Source organism: Micromonospora sp. BQ32, from assembly GCF_059358895.1.
The window spans coordinates 182,060-196,407 of record NZ_JCADBI010000011.1 but is presented as its reverse complement, the minus strand read 5'-3'; the positions used below and the strand labels follow the sequence as shown (position 1 = coordinate 196,407).

Sequence of the window (14,348 nt, the reverse complement as noted above, 5' to 3'; positions counted from 1 at the left end):
GAGGAAGGCACAGCATGACTGAGGTCCACGCGGTAGTGGGCGGGCCGGCGCCGGCTCAGGCAGGTCCGGAGCACGGCCGACCGGATGGGCGCGACGGCGGGACCCGCCTACGCGATCTCCTCGGCCGAATGACGATCGAGGAGAAGATCGCCCAGCTCGTCGGCTTCTGGGAAAAGGAGGACGGCGAGGCGGTCGCACCGATGCAGGGAGAATTCGGCGAGAACGCCAAGCTCGAAGAATTCTCCCGGCACGGTCTCGGCCACCTCACCCGCACCTACGGCACCCGCCCCGTGGAGGCGGCCGAACACGCGGCCTGGCTGTGGAAGTTCCAGCGCGACCTGGTCACCGGGACCCGGCTCGGCATCCCGGCGATCGTCCACGAGGAGTGCCTCACCGGGCTGTCGGCGTGGAAAGCAGCCACCTTCCCCACCCCGCTGGCCTGGGGTGCCGCGTTCAACCCCGAACTGGTCACCGAGATGGCCGCGGCGATCGGCGCCTCGATGCGGACCCTGGGCATCCACCAGGGGCTCTCTCCGGTGCTCGACGTGATCCGTGACCCCCGCTGGGGCCGGGTGGACGAGTGCATCTCCGAAGACCCGTACCTGGTCGGCACCATCGGCACGTCGTACGTGCGCGGCCTGCAGTCGCAGGGGGTGCACGCCACCCTCAAGCACTTCGCCGGTTACTCCGCCTCGCGCGCCGGGCGCAACTTCGGCCCGGTGCACATCGGCCCCCGGGAACTGGCCGACGTCCTGCTCCCCCCGTTCGAGATGGCGATCATCGACGGCGACGCCCGCAGTGTCATGCACTCGTACACCGAGATCGACGGGGTGCCCGTCGCCGCCGACCCGACCATGCTGACCGGTATCCTGCGGGACCAGTGGGGCTTCGATGGCACGGTGGTGGCCGACTACTACGGGGTCGCGTTCCTGAACCTGCTGCACCACGTGGCGAGCGATCACGCCGAGGCGGCCGAGCAGGCGTTGACTGCCGGCCTCGACGTCGAACTGCCGACCGGCGACGCCTATCTGACCCTGCGGGAGTCGGTGCGGGCGGGCAAGCTCGACGAGGCGCTCATCGACCGCGCGGTGCTGCGGGTACTGCGCCAGAAGCTGGACCTGGGTCTGCTCGACGCGACCTTCGACGACGAGCCGCCCCAGGCGATCGACCTCGACTCACCCGAGCACCGGTCGATCGCCCGCCGGCTCGCCGAGGAATCGGTCGTACTGGTCGCCAACCGGGACGTGCTGCCGCTGCCGGCGGGACGACGGGTGGCCCTCATCGGCCCGAACGCCGACCGGCAGGGTGCGCTCTTCGGGTGCTACTCGTTCCTCAACCACGTCCTCGTCCAGCACCCCGGCGCGGAGACCGGCATCGAGGTGCCGACCGTGCTCGACGCCGTGCGAGCCGAGTTCGGCGGCGACCTCGTCACCTGGGCGCGCGGCTGTGACGTGGACACCGACGACCGATCGGGCTTCGACGAGGCGGTCACCACGGCCTCCGCCGCGGACGTGGCCGTCCTGGTCGTCGGCGACCACGCCGGCCTCTTCGGACGCGGCACGGTCGGCGAAGGCTGCGACCGGGACGACCTGGAGCTGCCCGGCGTCCAGCGGGAACTGGTCGAGTCGGTGCTGGAGACCGGCACACCGGTCGTCCTCGTGTTGCTCACCGGCCGGCCGTACGACCTCGGCTGGGCGCTCGCGCGCTGCGCGGCGGTGGTGCAGGCGTTCTTCCCGGGTGAGGAGGGTGCCGGGGCGATCGCGGGGGTGCTCTCCGGGCGGGTCAACCCGTCGGGCCGGCTGCCGGTCACCCTGCCCGGGTCGGCCGGCGCGCAGCCGTACTCCTACCTGCACCCCACCCTCGGTGCGGGCAACGCGGGGACCAACCTGCTGGCGACGCCCGCGGCGCCGTTCGGCCACGGCCTGTCCTACACGACGTTCGCGTACGGCGAGCTCGCCGTGCCCAGCACGGTGCCCACCGACGGGTCGGTGGGGGTGACCGTGCGGGTGACGAACACCGGCGCGGTCGCCGGCGACGACGTGGTCCAGCTCTACGGTCGCGACCTGGTGGCCTCGGTGACCCGGCCGGTGGCCCAGCTGCTCGGCTACCGGCGAGTCCACCTGGAGCCGGGCCAGTCCGTCACTGTCGAGTTGACGGTGCCCACCACCCGACTGGCCTTCTCCGACCGCACGTTCACCCGGGTGGTGGAGCCCGGTGATGTGGAGATCTGGGTCGGCACCAGCGTGCGGCGGGACGCCCAGGCGGTGACCACGCTGGTTGGTGACATCGTGCCGGTCACCACCGCCTCCCCACGCTGGACCACCACCGACATCCGCTGAAGGCCGGTCCGCCGACTGTCCCCAGTGGGTGGTCGGCGGACCGGCTCCACTCGCGCGGTGGGGGATCACGACCAGGCGGCCGAGGAGGTAGCGGAAGTCGTCGTTGCTGCGGAGCGGCGCCCGCCTGACGTCGCTCGCGGGGCGCAACGGCAGCGCCCGGCACGGCGGCCTCCGGTTGGGTCAGGTCGGCTCCGCCGCGGTCGGTAGCACCGCGATCAGGCCGAGCACCTCGGCGGTGCGGGCCGGGCCGAAGGCGTCGGTGAGGATGGCCGTGAACGCCTCGTCGCCGAGCCCGGCCCGCAGTTCACGCAGCGCGTTGAGATCGAGTGCCGCGTTCGTCGACCCGATCTGCCGGTCGATGGTCAGTGCCTCGACGATCAGCGGGATGCCCTCCGCCGGGTGGCCCTGCTCGACGCGCAGTTGCCCGATCGCCACCTGGTCCAGCGCCACCTCCTCCCAGTTGCCCTGCTCACGGTCGATGTGCAGGCAGGTCCGGTAGCACCGCTCGGCCAGGGCCCGGTCGCCGCGCAGGCCGGCCACCCGGCCGAGGTGGAAGGTGCTGTTGGAGACACCCGACCGGTTCCCCAGCCGTTTCTTGATCGCGATGGAGCGGCGGTAGAACCCGTCCGCGCCGGCGAGATCCTCCTGCTCCTCGCAGACCCGGCCGAGCTGGTGCAGGACGATGGCCTGGTTGGGCTCGTGGCGCAGCACGCGGTAGACCTCCAGCGCCTGCTCGTAGCGGGACCGGGCCTCGGCCAACCGGCGGGTCTCCAGGGCCACCCGGCCGAGGTCCTCGTGGCACTTGGCGACCCCCGCCCGGTGGCCGGCGGCGGCGCAGATCGGCAACGCCCGCAGCAGGCACATCCGGGCGGTGCCGAACTCGCCCGCCTGGGCGGCCGCGATGGCGAGCAGGACGTATCCGCTGCCGAGCGGGGTCGGGTGGGAACCGTCGAACCGGAACCGCAGGTACGCCTCGACCCAGTCGGCCCGCTGCGCCGCCCGCCGCGGGTCGAGGTGTCGGGCCAACAGGTCGGAGAAGGCCGGCAAGCCCAGCTCCAGACGCTGCACGGCCAGCCATTCCAGGGCCGACTGGTGCGGCGGCTCATCATCCCCGCCGATCGCGTTCAGGGTGTGCGGCACCGCCTCGGCAACCCGGCCGAGGACGGTTCGGACGCCGCCGAGCAGTTCGTCGCAGCGGCGCAGCAGCCGGTCCTCGCCGAGGGCCGCGACGATCATCCGGGCGCGGACGAAGCAGCTCTCGGCGAACTCAAGGTCGTCGAGGTCGCGGGCGAGGTGGCCGAGCAGCAGCGTGCACTCCGCGATGTGGCCGTTGCTGCCGACCTCCTCGAAGATCTTCAGAGCGGCGCGGACCCGGGACTCGGCGGTGTCGTAGGCGAAGCGGGCGAGGGCGATCCGCCCGAGCATCACCAGCCCGCTGCCCTGCTCGACCCGGACGCCCAACCGCCCGTAGGTGGTGATGGCCACCTGGATGCACTGCTCCGCCTTGACGAGGTCCCGGGCTTCGAAGGCGAGTACGCCGATCTGGTGGTGGCTTGCCGCTATCCCGTCCAGGTCGTCGAGTTCCCGAACGATCGCCAGCTCTTCCAGGTAACGCGACATGGCCAGCTCGGCGTCGCCGTTGCCACGGGCGATGCCGGCGAGCTGGTGCAGGGTCCGGGCGACCGCCGCGCGGTCGTCGAGCCGGCTCAGGATCGTCAACGCCTGCTGGTACAGCCGGTCCGCGGTCGCCCGGTCGCCCCGGTTGTCGGCGACCAGGCCCAGCTGGTGCAGGAGCTTGCCGACCCCGCTGTCGTCGCCGAGGTCCCGGTAGACGGCCAGCGCCGCCTGGTAGCGCTCCGTCGCCTGCGGGTACTCGCCCCGGCTGAGGTGCACGTCGCCGAGTCCCTTGAGGAAGCTCGCCGAGCGCGCCGAGCCCGGGGGCGCCATCGGCAGCAGCTCCCGCCAGATCTTCTCCTCCCAGGCCCAGTGCCCGGCCGCGTGCAACTCCTGGCAGGCCAGCTCGGAGTAGGCGATGGCCTGGTCGGTCTCACCTGCGGCCAGGTGGTGGTACCGCCCCTCGACGACCCGCCGGATGAAGGTGTGCTGGTCCGTGGACCGGGCCCGCCAGCCCCAGTATCGGCCCGCCCGGCGGTGCGACTCGACCACCGCGTCGCGGCCGGCTATCCGCAGCAGGCTCGCCGCCGTCCACCGGTGCACCAGGTAGCCCCCGGCCACCGGGGCGAGCAGCCCCAGCTGCGACAGCGTCTCGACCGACTCGTCCAGCTCGGCCGGCTCCGGCGGTGGGGTGTCGCCGTCCGCCGGGTCGGCGAGCTGCCAGGCGAGGCCGGTCCGGTCCACCGGGGTGCGGTACACCGCCGCGCCCAGCAGCAACCGGCGGGCGGCCGGAACGGCCTCCAGGCGGGCGAGTAGCCGGGGCAGCAGCACGTCCTCGGCGGCCAGCGCGCCGGCCTCGGCCAGCGGCGCGCCGACCTCTGTCGGCCCGCCGTCCCGGTCACCGCCGGCCGCCGCCAGTCGGCTCGCCACCTCGTCGGATCGGGTGCTGCCGCCGCGCAGCAGGCCGTCGAGGTATTCCAGCGCGCGCGGGTGGCCACCCAGCCGGTGCCACATCCGTTGCTGTTCCGCCGGGGCCAGCCGGCCGACGCCCGGCAGCCGCCAGAGCAGCTTGCGGGTCTCCTGCCAGGAGAGCGGACCGAGGTGGCAGGTTTCCAGACCGGCGACCGGGAACGGGTGCCGGCTGGTCACGACCAGCTCGTGCCGGGACGCCCAGGCGGCGAGGAACGCGGCCAGGTCCGCGTCGGCCAACCGGTGCTCGGCGTCCAGGGCGTCCTCGGCGTTGTCGAGGACGAGCAGCAGCGGCGGACCGCCGTTGCCGGTCGCCGCGAGCCGTCGCCGCCAGTCCTGGCCCGGCTCGGCGAGGGCGACCAACCACTGCCGCACCGGGTCGTCCGGGGCCGACCCGACGCATAGGCTCTCCACCTGGCGGCGCAGCTCGTCGAGGATCCCGTCGACGGTGGCGTCGCCGTGGGTCGCCACGACGACGCCTCCCGTGTCGCGGAACCGCCGCGCGAGTTCCGCGGCGAGACTCGTCTTGCCGATCCCGCCGATGCCGTGGACGAGCACCCGCAGCTTTCCCCGGGACAGCCGGCGCAGGATCTCCCGGCGGCCCACGAAGTCCGTGGGGGCGCGCACCACGCCGTCCCCGACGACCGACTGGCCGGGCGGCGCGGCGCCGGCCCCGCCGTCGCGTCCGCCGGCCAGCCGCAGCCCGTGGTCGGCCAGGAACAGCGTCGGCAGCCACCACTCGGCGGCGGTCGCCAGCTCGCGGCGTACGGCGGAGACCTCCGCCAGCAGCTCCGGCTCGTTCTGGGCGGCCAACCGCTCGTAGAGCCGAGCGCAGAACTCGATGGTGTATCCGTCGCTGACCGTCCCGTTCATCGCCAGCACCGCCGGCGCGCCGTGGGCCAGCAGCGCGCCGGCCAGCCCGGGCAGCTCCCGGTGATCCTGCCGGGCGGTGGAGCAGCCGGCCAGCACGATCAACGGCACGGTCCGGCCCGGCGGCAGCACCTCGGCCAGGAACCGCGCGGCGTCCACGCGATCCTCCGCCCCGGTGGGGGTCTCCAGCAACAGCGCGCCCGGGCGCGCGTGACTGGAGACGTGCAGGACGTGGAACGGCTCCTCGGCGAGGGCGGCCCGGATCGCGGCGGCGCTGCCCCACTCCAGGACGCGTACCCGCGCCCCGTGCCGGTGCCCGGGTTCCACCGCGCCGAGGATCCGCCCGAGTTCCCGCTCGTGGTCCAGCAGCGGCTGGGTGGAGTCGTCCGGGCTCGCGATCGCCGCGAGGATCCGCAGCGGGCCGTCCACCCGGACCGCGGGTACCGGAGTGTCGGGGCCGGTCCGGCAGACGTCGAGGTCGGGGTGCAGCGCCAACGGCTGGTCCTCGCCGGGCAGCACCAGGGTCTCCCAGGGCAGGTCGGCCAGCGCCGGGTCGATGACCTCGATGCCAAGCCGGTGCCGGCCGGGTCGGGCCAGCTCGGCGCGCAGGGCCGGGCCGGGGGCGTCGAGGAAGCGGCGGCCGAGCGCGACGCCGACCTCGTACGACAGCTCCACCGAGGGGTTGCCGCGCAGCCGCCAGAGCAGGTCGGCGGTGCGTTGATCGGCCGGACTCACCGGGTGCCGCCACTGGTTGTCCCGAACGGCCAGGACCACGTCGGTCGCGCTGACGGTCAACCGGATCACGAACGCCCCCTGCGGTCGCCCGGCGGACGACCCGATGCCGGGGCGGATTGCCGGACTGACCGATACTGTATCCATGGCTGACGATCCTGAGGAGCTTGCGCAGATCAACGCCGTGCGGATCAACGACAGCGGCGAGCTGGAGTTCTTCGACGGCCAGCGCTGGGTGCCGTACACCGATCTGCCCGACGACGCGAACGGCCCGCTGGGTGTCGTCTTCCGCGACGACGTCCGATGACCGGGGAGTCGCCGACGAGCGGCGCGGGGCTGGACGCGCTGCCGTCCCCGTTGGACTCGGTCGCGGACAGCCGGGCGGCGGCGCGGTGGATCATCTCCTCGGCCGGCGCGGCGGGCGCGCTGCTGCTCGGCGGCGGCCCGTTGATCGCCGCCGGCAAGGTCACCGACTGGGTGCACGCGGCGTGGGCGGGCGGCGGTCTGCTGGTGACGCTGCTCGGGGTGGCCTGGGCGATCTGGCGGACCAGCGAGGTGCTCGTCCCGCCGATGACCACGCCGGCGTCGCTGACCGGGCCGGAGCTGCGCGGCCTGCGCGAGCGGCTGGAGGCGGAGCCCTGGTACCACTTCGGCGGGTACGCCGATGACGTCGAGGGCCTGCTGCGGCATCGCCGGATCGCCGCGGAGATCGCCGGCCGCCTGCCGACGGCCCCGCCGCAGGAACGGGCCGCCCTCCGGGAAGGGCTCGCCACCGCGCGTCGCAACATCGTCCGGACCGACCCGTACCTGCGCTGGCTGCTCGCCACCGCGCACGCCTGGCAGGTCCGGGAGGCGTTGCGCCGGGCCCGTCGGCAGACCTTCCTGGCCGCCGCGCTGGTGCTGGTCGGGGCGGTGGTGTTCATCGCCGCGACCGCCCGATAGCGCGCCGCCCCGTCGGGCTACGACGGGAGCGGCGCGCCGGCCAGCCGTCGCTCAGTACGGATATCCGGGGATGTTGAGCCGCACGCTGTACAGGCCGGAGTCGCCCCACGGGCCCGACGTGATGAAGAGGGTCTGCCGGTCCGGGCCGCCGAACGCCACGTTGGTCGTCCCGGAGTTGCCGGGCCGGATCGTGCCGAGTTGGGTGCCCGCGGGGGAGTAGACGTGGACCAGGGAGTCTCCGCCCGACGCCCAGTACACGTTGCCGGCGCAGTCGATCGTGCCGCCGTCCGGCCCGCCGATGTAGTTCACGAAGACGCTGCGGGCGCCGATGCTGCCGTCCGGCTGGACCACGTACTTGTAAATCTTGTTCTCGGAGTAGGCGCCCACGTACAGCGCGGTCCCGTCCGGCGAGAGCGCGATGCCGTTGGGTTGGCGCAACCTGTCGTCCACCAGCGACACCTGACCACCGGAGACGCGGAAGACGCTGGTACGCCCGCTCATCTGGTCCGGGCGGTTGCCGCGCTGGAAGTTGGGATCGGTGAAGTAGACGACGCCGTCGGAGCGGACCGCGACGTCGTTCGGCGAGTTGAACGCCCGGCCCTGGTAGTTCGCCGCGACGGTGCTGCGGGCCCGGTCGCTCAGTCGGTACGCGGAAACGCTCCGCTGGTCGTGGGTGGCCGCGACGAGTTGCTGGGCGTCGGCGCTGAGCGCCAGGCCGTTGCTGCCGGCGTTGGCGATGAACGTGTCGAAGGTCGCCGGCGGGGTGAACCGGCGGATCGTCGACGGCTGGACGTTGTACGGCCCGGTGCCGGCGGTCATGTCGGACATCAGCAGGTAGCCGCCGTCGGCGACCCAGACCGGCCCTTCGAGGAAGGTGAACCCACCCCGGATCCGTGGGGCCGTCATGGTGCTGGCCGGCAGCGGTGGGCCGTAACTGGCACCCGTCGGGCAGGCCCCGGGCGGCGCGCCGGGCGGACCGGCGAGCGCGGCGTGGGCGCTGACCTGCTCGGCATTGGCGGCAGCACCGGCGGGCAGTGTGGTGGCGCTGACCGCGAGGTACAGGCCGGCCAGTGCGGCAATGGTGGGACGCCAGGTCATCGAATACTCCAATCGGCGTCGAGGGTTGCGATGGCCGGCGTGCGAGGTCGGTGGCTGGCACGGCGTGAGGGCGGGCCGTCGATGTGGATATTCGGGAGCCTAGGTTATGAACCAGTGACCCGCAGCAATCTTTCGCCGTCGATTCCGAAACGGATCGGGGCTCACACACAAAGACGCAGGTCAATTCCAAAGAGCGCCGCGAAACCCTTCCGGTGCGACCACAGTGGACGAATCAGCCGCGGCCCGGGTCGTCGGGCCGGACCCGGGGAATAGGCTCGGGTCATGACTGGCCTGCTCAGTGATGCCCCAACCGCGGTCAACCCCCTCCGCCAGCTCACGATCGACCAGCTCCGGCAGCGGACGAGCCTCAAGTGGCGGGAGTACCCCGACGACGTGCTGCCCCTCTGGGTGGCCGAGATGGACGTGCCCCTGGCCGAGCCGGTAGCCCGGGCGATCACCGAGGCCGTCGCGCGCGGCGACACCGGCTACACCGCCGGCACGGCATACCCGCAGGCGTTGGCCGAGTTCGCTGCGCGGCGGTGGGGTTGGGACGGGCTGGCCGTGGAGCGCACCGCGCTGGTGCCCGACGTCATGCACGGCGTCGTCGAGGCGCTGCGACTGGTCACCGAACCGGGGGACGCGGTCGTCGTCAACTGCCCGGTGTACCCGCCGTTCTACGAGTTCGTGGCGCACGCCGACCGCCGGATCGTGGAGGCGCCGCTCGGCGCCGACCTGCGGATCGACCTCGACGTGCTGGAGGACTCGTTCCGGCGGGCCCGTGCCGGTGGACGGCCGGCGGCGTACCTGCTCTGCAGCCCGCACAACCCGACCGCTGTTGTGCACAGCGCGGCCGAGTTGACCGCCGTCGCCGGTCTGGCCGAGCGGCACGGGGTACGGGTGGTCGCCGACGAGATCCACGCTCCGGTGGTGGCTGGGGGAGCACGGTTCGTGCCGTACCTCTCGGTGCCCGGCGCGGAGAACGGCCTGTCGCTGATGTCCGCCTCCAAGGGGTGGAACCTGGCCGGCCTGCGCGGTGGGCTCCTCGTCGCCGGCCCCGCCGCGGCCGGGGACCTCGCCCGCGTCCCGTTCGAAGTCAGCGTCAGCACCAGCCACCTCGGCGTGATCGCCCACACCGCCGCCTTCCGCGACGGCGGCGAGTGGCTCGACGCCCTGTTGACGGGCCTGGACGACAACCGTCGACTCCTGGCCGCGCTGCTCGCCGAGCACCTGCCGGCCATCCGCTACCAACCCGGTCAGGCCACCTACCTGGCCTGGCTCGACTGCCGCGCCCTGGGCCTCGGCGACGACCCGGCCACCGCGTTCCTCGATCGTGCCCGGGTGGCGCTCAACTCCGGATTGGCGTTCGGCAGCGGCGGCGGCGGGCACGTGCGACTGAACCTGGCCACCGCACCGGAACTCCTCACCGAGGCGGTACACCGGATGGTCAGCGCCGTCAGCTGAGACCGAACCGGATGTCGGCCGGCTGCGAGCGGTGGGACTTCCGACCGCACTTTGACGGGGACGCAACCTGATGATCGTCCGGTCCCGTCGAGCTTGCGGAGGAGGGAGCCTCGATGGTGGATGCCGAGGGTGAGTTCGTGGAGTACGTCTCCGCGCGACTGCCGAGCCTGCATCGGACCGCGTTCCTGATGTGCGGCGACGCCCATCTGGCCGACGACGTGGTGCAGCAGACGGTCACGGCGCTCTACGTGAACTGGCGCCGGGTCAGCCGGGCCGACAACGTCGACGCCTACGTACATCGGATGCTGGTGCACAAGCTCGTCGATGAGAAGCGGTTGAGCTGGGCGAAGGTGCGGCTGCTGGGGTCGGTGCCGGAGCCGGAACGGCGTTCACCGGTGACGCCGCACGACGACCTGGCCGAGCGGGACAGCCTGCTCGCCGCGCTCGCCCGCCTCCCGCGCGGCCAACGCACCGTGCTGGTCCTGCGGTTCCTGTGCGACCTGTCGCTGGCCGACACGGCCGCCGCGATGGGCTGCTCCGAAGGCAACGTGAAGTCGCAGACGGCTCGGGCGCTGGCGGCCGTCCGCCAGGTGCTCGACGTCACCGAGATGGCAGTGAGGAGTCCGAGATGACCACGGTGGACGATCAGCGGATCGCCGAGCTGCTGCGGTCGGTGCCGGTACCGGAGCCGCGCGTCGACCTGCACCGGGCGGTCCGCGACGGCCGACGTCGCCGCCAGCGTCGGCGCGTCGGCGGGATCGCCGCGCTGACGGTGCTGGCCGGCGTCGGTGTCGTGGGTGCCGTCCAGGTCGGCGGGACCGCCGGTCCGCCGGTTCCCACCCCGCCGGCGCTCGCGGTGTCACCGGCGGGGACCGCGTCGGCCGCCCCGCGCCCGCCGGTGACCTGCCAGGCGTCGTGGTTGCCGCAGCCGGTCGGCGGTCCGGTCGCGGTGGCCAACGCAGTCGACCCCACCGGGCGACACATCGTCGGCGACATCGGGACCGGGCAGGAGGACGGGCGGGTCGTGCTGTGGACCGACGGTCGGCCGGTCGTCCTGCCGGCGGCCGCGCGGCACGCGGCGGCGGTCAACGCCAGCGGCTATGTGGTCGGCACCAACGGCGACGGCACCGGCTGGCTGTTCCGGGACGGGAAGCTGCGCTCCCTGGCCACCCCGCCCGGCTACGACGCGGTGCTCGTGCACGCGCTCAACGGCCGGGGCGACATCGTCGGCACCGCCCGCAGGTCCGACGACTCGCACCAGGCCGTGCTGTGGTCGACGGACCACCCCGAGAAGTACCGGCTGGTCGGCCAGCGGGGATCGGCCGCGACCGGAATCACCGAGGACGGCACGATCGTCGGCATGATGGGCGAGCGGCCCTACCGGTGGACGCCGCAGGGCGTCGGGGCGGCGCTGACGGTGCCCGACGGCTACCCGCGGGCGTCGGTCGACTCGGCGCAGGGCGAATGGGCGATCGGCATGGTCCCCGGCGGCGAGCGGAGCGGCGCCGTGCAGATGCTGCCGGTGCGGTGGAACCTCGCCACCGGGGCGGTGAGCCTGTTGCCCTTCCCGGGGGCGAGCGGCATCGCCGGCAATGGGGAGGTGCTGGTCACCGACGGTGCGCCGCTGGTCGTCGCCCCGGATGGCACCTCCCGTCGGTTGCCGGGTCGACCCGAGGTCCGGGCGACCGCGGCGGGCACGTACACGGCCGAGGGGATCAGCGACGACGGTCTGACGGTGGTCGGGGCCGTCTACGAGAAGCAGGCGTATCGGCCGCTGGTGTGGCGCTGCACCGGCTGACCGCGAGTCACCGGGTCACGTGGTGGTGGACGATCGCGGCGCCCAGGTGCCCGCGGCGCTGGCGATCAAAAGTATCGCCGCTGGTAGGAACGCGACACCGATGCCCAGCCCGAGCAGCAGACCCCAGCCGGCGAGGACGAGCGCGGCCACCAGATCGGCGACCAGAGTCAGCCGACCGACCCGCTGGGCGAGCACGGGCAGCAGCGCCGCGACGACGGGAACACCGAGCAGATAGCTGGCCGCGGTGCCCGAGTCGTCCACCGTGAAGGGAGTCAGCGCGGCGGCCACCAGCACGGTGATCGCCAGGGCCGACCATCTGAGCACCGACCGAGCGTCGGCCGGCTTACGGACCAGGACCACAAGACCGACGAGCAGGACGCCCACGATTGCGCCGACGGTTGCCAGACCGATCATCTCGTTCTCCTCGACCGTCGCGGGAGGCGTTTCATCGAAGACGGCGGATCGTCGTCTCCGCGTCCCACGATACGGCTGGTCGGGCCATCTGCACGAGCTCCGGCCTCCTCCTCGTTTCGGACGGTCCGGGACTGGCGACGTCTGATGGCACCGGTACCGGTGGGCTCGCTAGCGCCGGGCCGCTGCGCGGAGAATGCCGTTGAGGCCCTCCTCGAACAACAGGTCGTCGTCCCATCGGGTGTCGTCGAGATGGCCCGAGGCGTCGAGGGTCGGATAGGCGTTGGCGCTCGCCACGATATGGGCGCGGGCCGCGGCCCTGGTTTCAGGCTCCGTGGTCCGTCGCCAGGTGGCCTCGGTGAGCGAGGTGCCGATGACGTAGTTGGCCAACAGGCGCGTCGCCACCGCGAGGTGCAGCCCGCTACAGCCGCCGCGTACCAGCGCCGATTGCAGAAACTCGGTGCGGGCCAGCACGTTCGGACCGAGCATGGGGCGTCCGACGAGCCCTGCCGCCCAGGGATGGTCCAGCATGGCGCCGCGCCAGGCGCGAGCGAGGACACGGATGTCCTCCAGCCAGTTGTCGCTCGCGTCCGGAACGGGTGCATCGCCGAAGATCCGGTCGACGGCCAGGTCCAGGACGTCGTCCTTCGTCCTCACGTGCCAGTACAACGCGGTCGCCGTCACGTCGAGCCGCTGCGCGAGGCAGCGCATCGTCAGGCCCTCGGTGCCAAGCTCGTCCAGCACGATCACGGCCGCGTCCACGATGCGATCGAGGGTCAGGGGCGGCTTCCGTCGCGCCCGCGACGGCGCCGCTCGCAGCCATACCGGCGGCGCGGTGTGGTCGTCCGGTCGCGCCACCGAGGACGAGGTGGCCATGCCGGGCTCGACGGGGGTCATGGACGCATCCTAAACAGATGGACAGCTAATTTAACGACGGTAAGGTGATTGTCCGTAGGCAAGTTGGAGTGACGGTTGGCGCAAGGAGGTCCCGATATGCCTCTCCTGCGAGTCCATCTCGACAGTGACCGGAGCACCGCCCGTCGGGTGCTGCAACTGCATCAGGAAGGCAGGACCCATCACGAGTCGCGGGAGGCCGCCCGGGAGCAGGTGTGGCGCCAGGGCCACACCCCGGCCGGTGATCCGGTCTTCGTCGGCATCACCAACGGCCGCCGCGACGTGCAGTTGCTCTACGACGTCGAGGTCTACTCCGACGCAGCCCGTTGAGCAGAGCTCAGCCCGCGTCCAGCACCTCCCGCAGCCGCGCGGCGAACTCCTCGGGCTTGCCCGCGTAACCGAACTCGCCGCCGAGGAACCCGCCGTGGTGGCTCGGGAACACCACGGCCTCCTGGCCGAGCAGCGCCGCGAGGCCCAGGGCGGTGCGGGCGGTGTACGTGCCGGCCGACTCCTCGCCGACCGCGACCACGATCCGGGTGGGCGCGGCGGTGAGCACGCCGGCGTCGGGGCGGTAGTCGGTGATCGCCCATGAGTTCTGCGACAGCAGCGGATCGTCGCGGCTGCCGTCGTCGTCGGCGGCCATGCCGAACATCGCCGGGTCGGGAGTGGGCTGGGCGAAGTAGGCATCGGTGAACTCGCCCTGCCAGGACGTCATGGCGATGAACGCGGCCATCCCCGCACCCGAACCCTTCGCCTGGTACGCCTCGTAGAAGCCGGCCCGGGCGCGCTCGGCGGCTGAGGCGTCGGGGAGCACGGCGTTGATCGGCGGTTCGTGCGCCACCAGGGTGGCGACGTCGTCGGGGTGGGTGGCGACCAGTTCGAGTGCGGTCACCGCGCCGCCGCTGCTGGCGAACAGGTCGACCGGACCGACGTCGAGCGCCTGGACGAGCGCGTGCAGGTCGGCGGCCTGCTGCTGCGGGGTGTGGTCGGACCGACCGTCCTTGCGGACGCTGCGGCCCAGGCCACGCGGGTCGTAGGTGAGGACCGTGCGGTCCGTGAAGTGCGGGGCGAGCGCGGTGAAGCCCTCCGCCGTCATCGGCTGGCCGATCAGGAGCAGCGCACGATGGGCGCCGGAGGGAGGGAGCGGGCCGCGGACGTCGTAGACCAGGTCGACGCCGGGAATGACCAGGGTGTGCGTCTGGATGTCCTGCATTCGATGA

The 14,348-nt window shown here is 72.8% G+C and carries 12 protein-coding genes; 7 read left to right on the top strand and 5 right to left on the bottom strand.

Translation table 11 applies throughout. The features are described 5' to 3' along the window. The first annotated feature begins 14 nt into the window (after positions 1–14). Positions 15–2,339 carry a beta-xylosidase/alpha-l-arabinosidase gene (locus tag AC5L30_RS21490; RefSeq protein ID WP_494869401.1) on the top strand — a complete coding sequence of 775 codons (2,325 nt, stop codon included), beginning with the start codon at positions 15–17 and terminating at the stop codon, positions 2,337–2,339. A 180-nt stretch (positions 2,340–2,519) separates the two neighbouring features. Here AC5L30_RS21490 and AC5L30_RS21485 read toward each other — a convergent pair whose 3' ends face one another. Then, positions 2,520–6,596 (bottom strand): tetratricopeptide repeat protein, encoded by a 4,077-nt coding sequence (locus AC5L30_RS21485; protein WP_494869400.1) that lies wholly within the window; start codon positions 6,594–6,596, stop codon positions 2,520–2,522. 73 nt (positions 6,597–6,669) lie between these two features. On the opposite strand from AC5L30_RS21485, the gene AC5L30_RS21480 reads away from it, so the two are divergent. Together AC5L30_RS21480 and AC5L30_RS21475 are read left to right on the top strand one after the other, a co-directional pair. Then, positions 6,670–6,831, top strand: a complete 162-nt coding sequence (locus tag AC5L30_RS21480) for a hypothetical protein (RefSeq protein ID WP_494869399.1) — start codon at positions 6,670–6,672, stop codon at positions 6,829–6,831. Next, positions 6,828–7,466, top strand: a complete 639-nt coding sequence (locus tag AC5L30_RS21475; protein ID WP_494869397.1) for a hypothetical protein — start codon at positions 6,828–6,830, stop codon at positions 7,464–7,466. The genes AC5L30_RS21480 and AC5L30_RS21475 overlap by 4 nt, the downstream gene beginning before the upstream one ends. A gap of 51 nt (positions 7,467–7,517) precedes the next feature. Here AC5L30_RS21475 and AC5L30_RS21470 read toward each other — a convergent pair whose 3' ends face one another. Beyond that, positions 7,518–8,564, bottom strand: a complete 1,047-nt coding sequence (locus AC5L30_RS21470) for an SMP-30/gluconolactonase/LRE family protein (RefSeq protein ID WP_494869395.1) — start codon at positions 8,562–8,564, stop codon at positions 7,518–7,520. 282 nt (positions 8,565–8,846) lie between these two features. Between AC5L30_RS21470 and AC5L30_RS21465 the strand changes: the two genes are divergently transcribed. From AC5L30_RS21465 to AC5L30_RS21455, 3 genes are all read left to right on the top strand, one after another. Continuing rightward, positions 8,847–10,025: a MalY/PatB family protein gene (locus AC5L30_RS21465; protein ID WP_494869394.1), complete on the top strand. Its 1,179-nt coding sequence runs from the start codon at positions 8,847–8,849 to the stop codon at positions 10,023–10,025. 113 nt (positions 10,026–10,138) lie between these two features. Beyond that, on the top strand, positions 10,139–10,657 hold the full coding sequence (locus tag AC5L30_RS21460; protein WP_494869393.1) for a SigE family RNA polymerase sigma factor: 519 nt from the start codon (positions 10,139–10,141) through the stop codon (positions 10,655–10,657). Then, positions 10,654–11,823, top strand: coding sequence for a hypothetical protein (locus AC5L30_RS21455; RefSeq protein WP_494869391.1), 1,170 nt, complete (start codon positions 10,654–10,656; stop codon positions 11,821–11,823). The genes AC5L30_RS21460 and AC5L30_RS21455 overlap by 4 nt, the downstream gene beginning before the upstream one ends. A 15-nt stretch (positions 11,824–11,838) precedes the next feature. On the opposite strand, the gene AC5L30_RS21450 is transcribed toward AC5L30_RS21455, so the two are convergent. Both AC5L30_RS21450 and AC5L30_RS21445 read right to left on the bottom strand, forming a co-directional pair. Further along, positions 11,839–12,237 carry a hypothetical protein gene (locus AC5L30_RS21450; protein ID WP_494869390.1) on the bottom strand — a complete coding sequence of 133 codons (399 nt, stop codon included), beginning with the start codon at positions 12,235–12,237 and terminating at the stop codon, positions 11,839–11,841. A 168-nt stretch (positions 12,238–12,405) separates the two neighbouring features. Next, complete coding sequence (locus AC5L30_RS21445) at positions 12,406–13,131, bottom strand: TetR/AcrR family transcriptional regulator C-terminal domain-containing protein (protein WP_494869389.1); 726 nt, start codon at positions 13,129–13,131, stop codon at positions 12,406–12,408. A gap of 96 nt (positions 13,132–13,227) precedes the next feature. Between AC5L30_RS21445 and AC5L30_RS21440 the strand changes: the two genes are divergently transcribed. Beyond that, a complete protein-coding gene (locus AC5L30_RS21440; RefSeq protein ID WP_494869387.1) occupies positions 13,228–13,458 on the top strand; it encodes a hypothetical protein in 231 nt (76 codons plus the stop codon). A gap of 7 nt (positions 13,459–13,465) precedes the next feature. Here the strand turns inward: AC5L30_RS21440 and AC5L30_RS21435 are convergent, their stop codons facing one another. After that, the gene (locus AC5L30_RS21435; RefSeq protein WP_494869385.1) at positions 13,466–14,341 is read right to left on the bottom strand and encodes an alpha/beta fold hydrolase; all 876 of its coding nucleotides are present in this window, start codon (positions 14,339–14,341) and stop codon (positions 13,466–13,468) included. Positions 14,342–14,348: the final 7 nt, after the last annotated feature.

Coding starts and splice junctions, on each gene's coding strand:
- AC5L30_RS21490 (WP_494869401.1), top strand. CDS start 15: ATGACTGAGGTCCACGCGGTAGTGGGCGGGCCGGCGCCGGCTCAGGCA.
- AC5L30_RS21460 (WP_494869393.1), top strand. CDS start 10,139: ATGGTGGATGCCGAGGGTGAGTTCGTGGAGTACGTCTCCGCGCGACTG.
- AC5L30_RS21480 (WP_494869399.1), top strand. CDS start 6,670: ATGGCTGACGATCCTGAGGAGCTTGCGCAGATCAACGCCGTGCGGATC.
- AC5L30_RS21445 (WP_494869389.1), bottom strand. CDS start 13,131: ATGACCCCCGTCGAGCCCGGCATGGCCACCTCGTCCTCGGTGGCGCGA.
- AC5L30_RS21475 (WP_494869397.1), top strand. CDS start 6,828: ATGACCGGGGAGTCGCCGACGAGCGGCGCGGGGCTGGACGCGCTGCCG.
- AC5L30_RS21435 (WP_494869385.1), bottom strand. CDS start 14,341: ATGCAGGACATCCAGACGCACACCCTGGTCATTCCCGGCGTCGACCTG.
- AC5L30_RS21470 (WP_494869395.1), bottom strand. CDS start 8,564: ATGACCTGGCGTCCCACCATTGCCGCACTGGCCGGCCTGTACCTCGCG.
- AC5L30_RS21450 (WP_494869390.1), bottom strand. CDS start 12,237: ATGATCGGTCTGGCAACCGTCGGCGCAATCGTGGGCGTCCTGCTCGTC.
- AC5L30_RS21465 (WP_494869394.1), top strand. CDS start 8,847: ATGACTGGCCTGCTCAGTGATGCCCCAACCGCGGTCAACCCCCTCCGC.
- AC5L30_RS21440 (WP_494869387.1), top strand. CDS start 13,228: ATGCCTCTCCTGCGAGTCCATCTCGACAGTGACCGGAGCACCGCCCGT.
- AC5L30_RS21455 (WP_494869391.1), top strand. CDS start 10,654: ATGACCACGGTGGACGATCAGCGGATCGCCGAGCTGCTGCGGTCGGTG.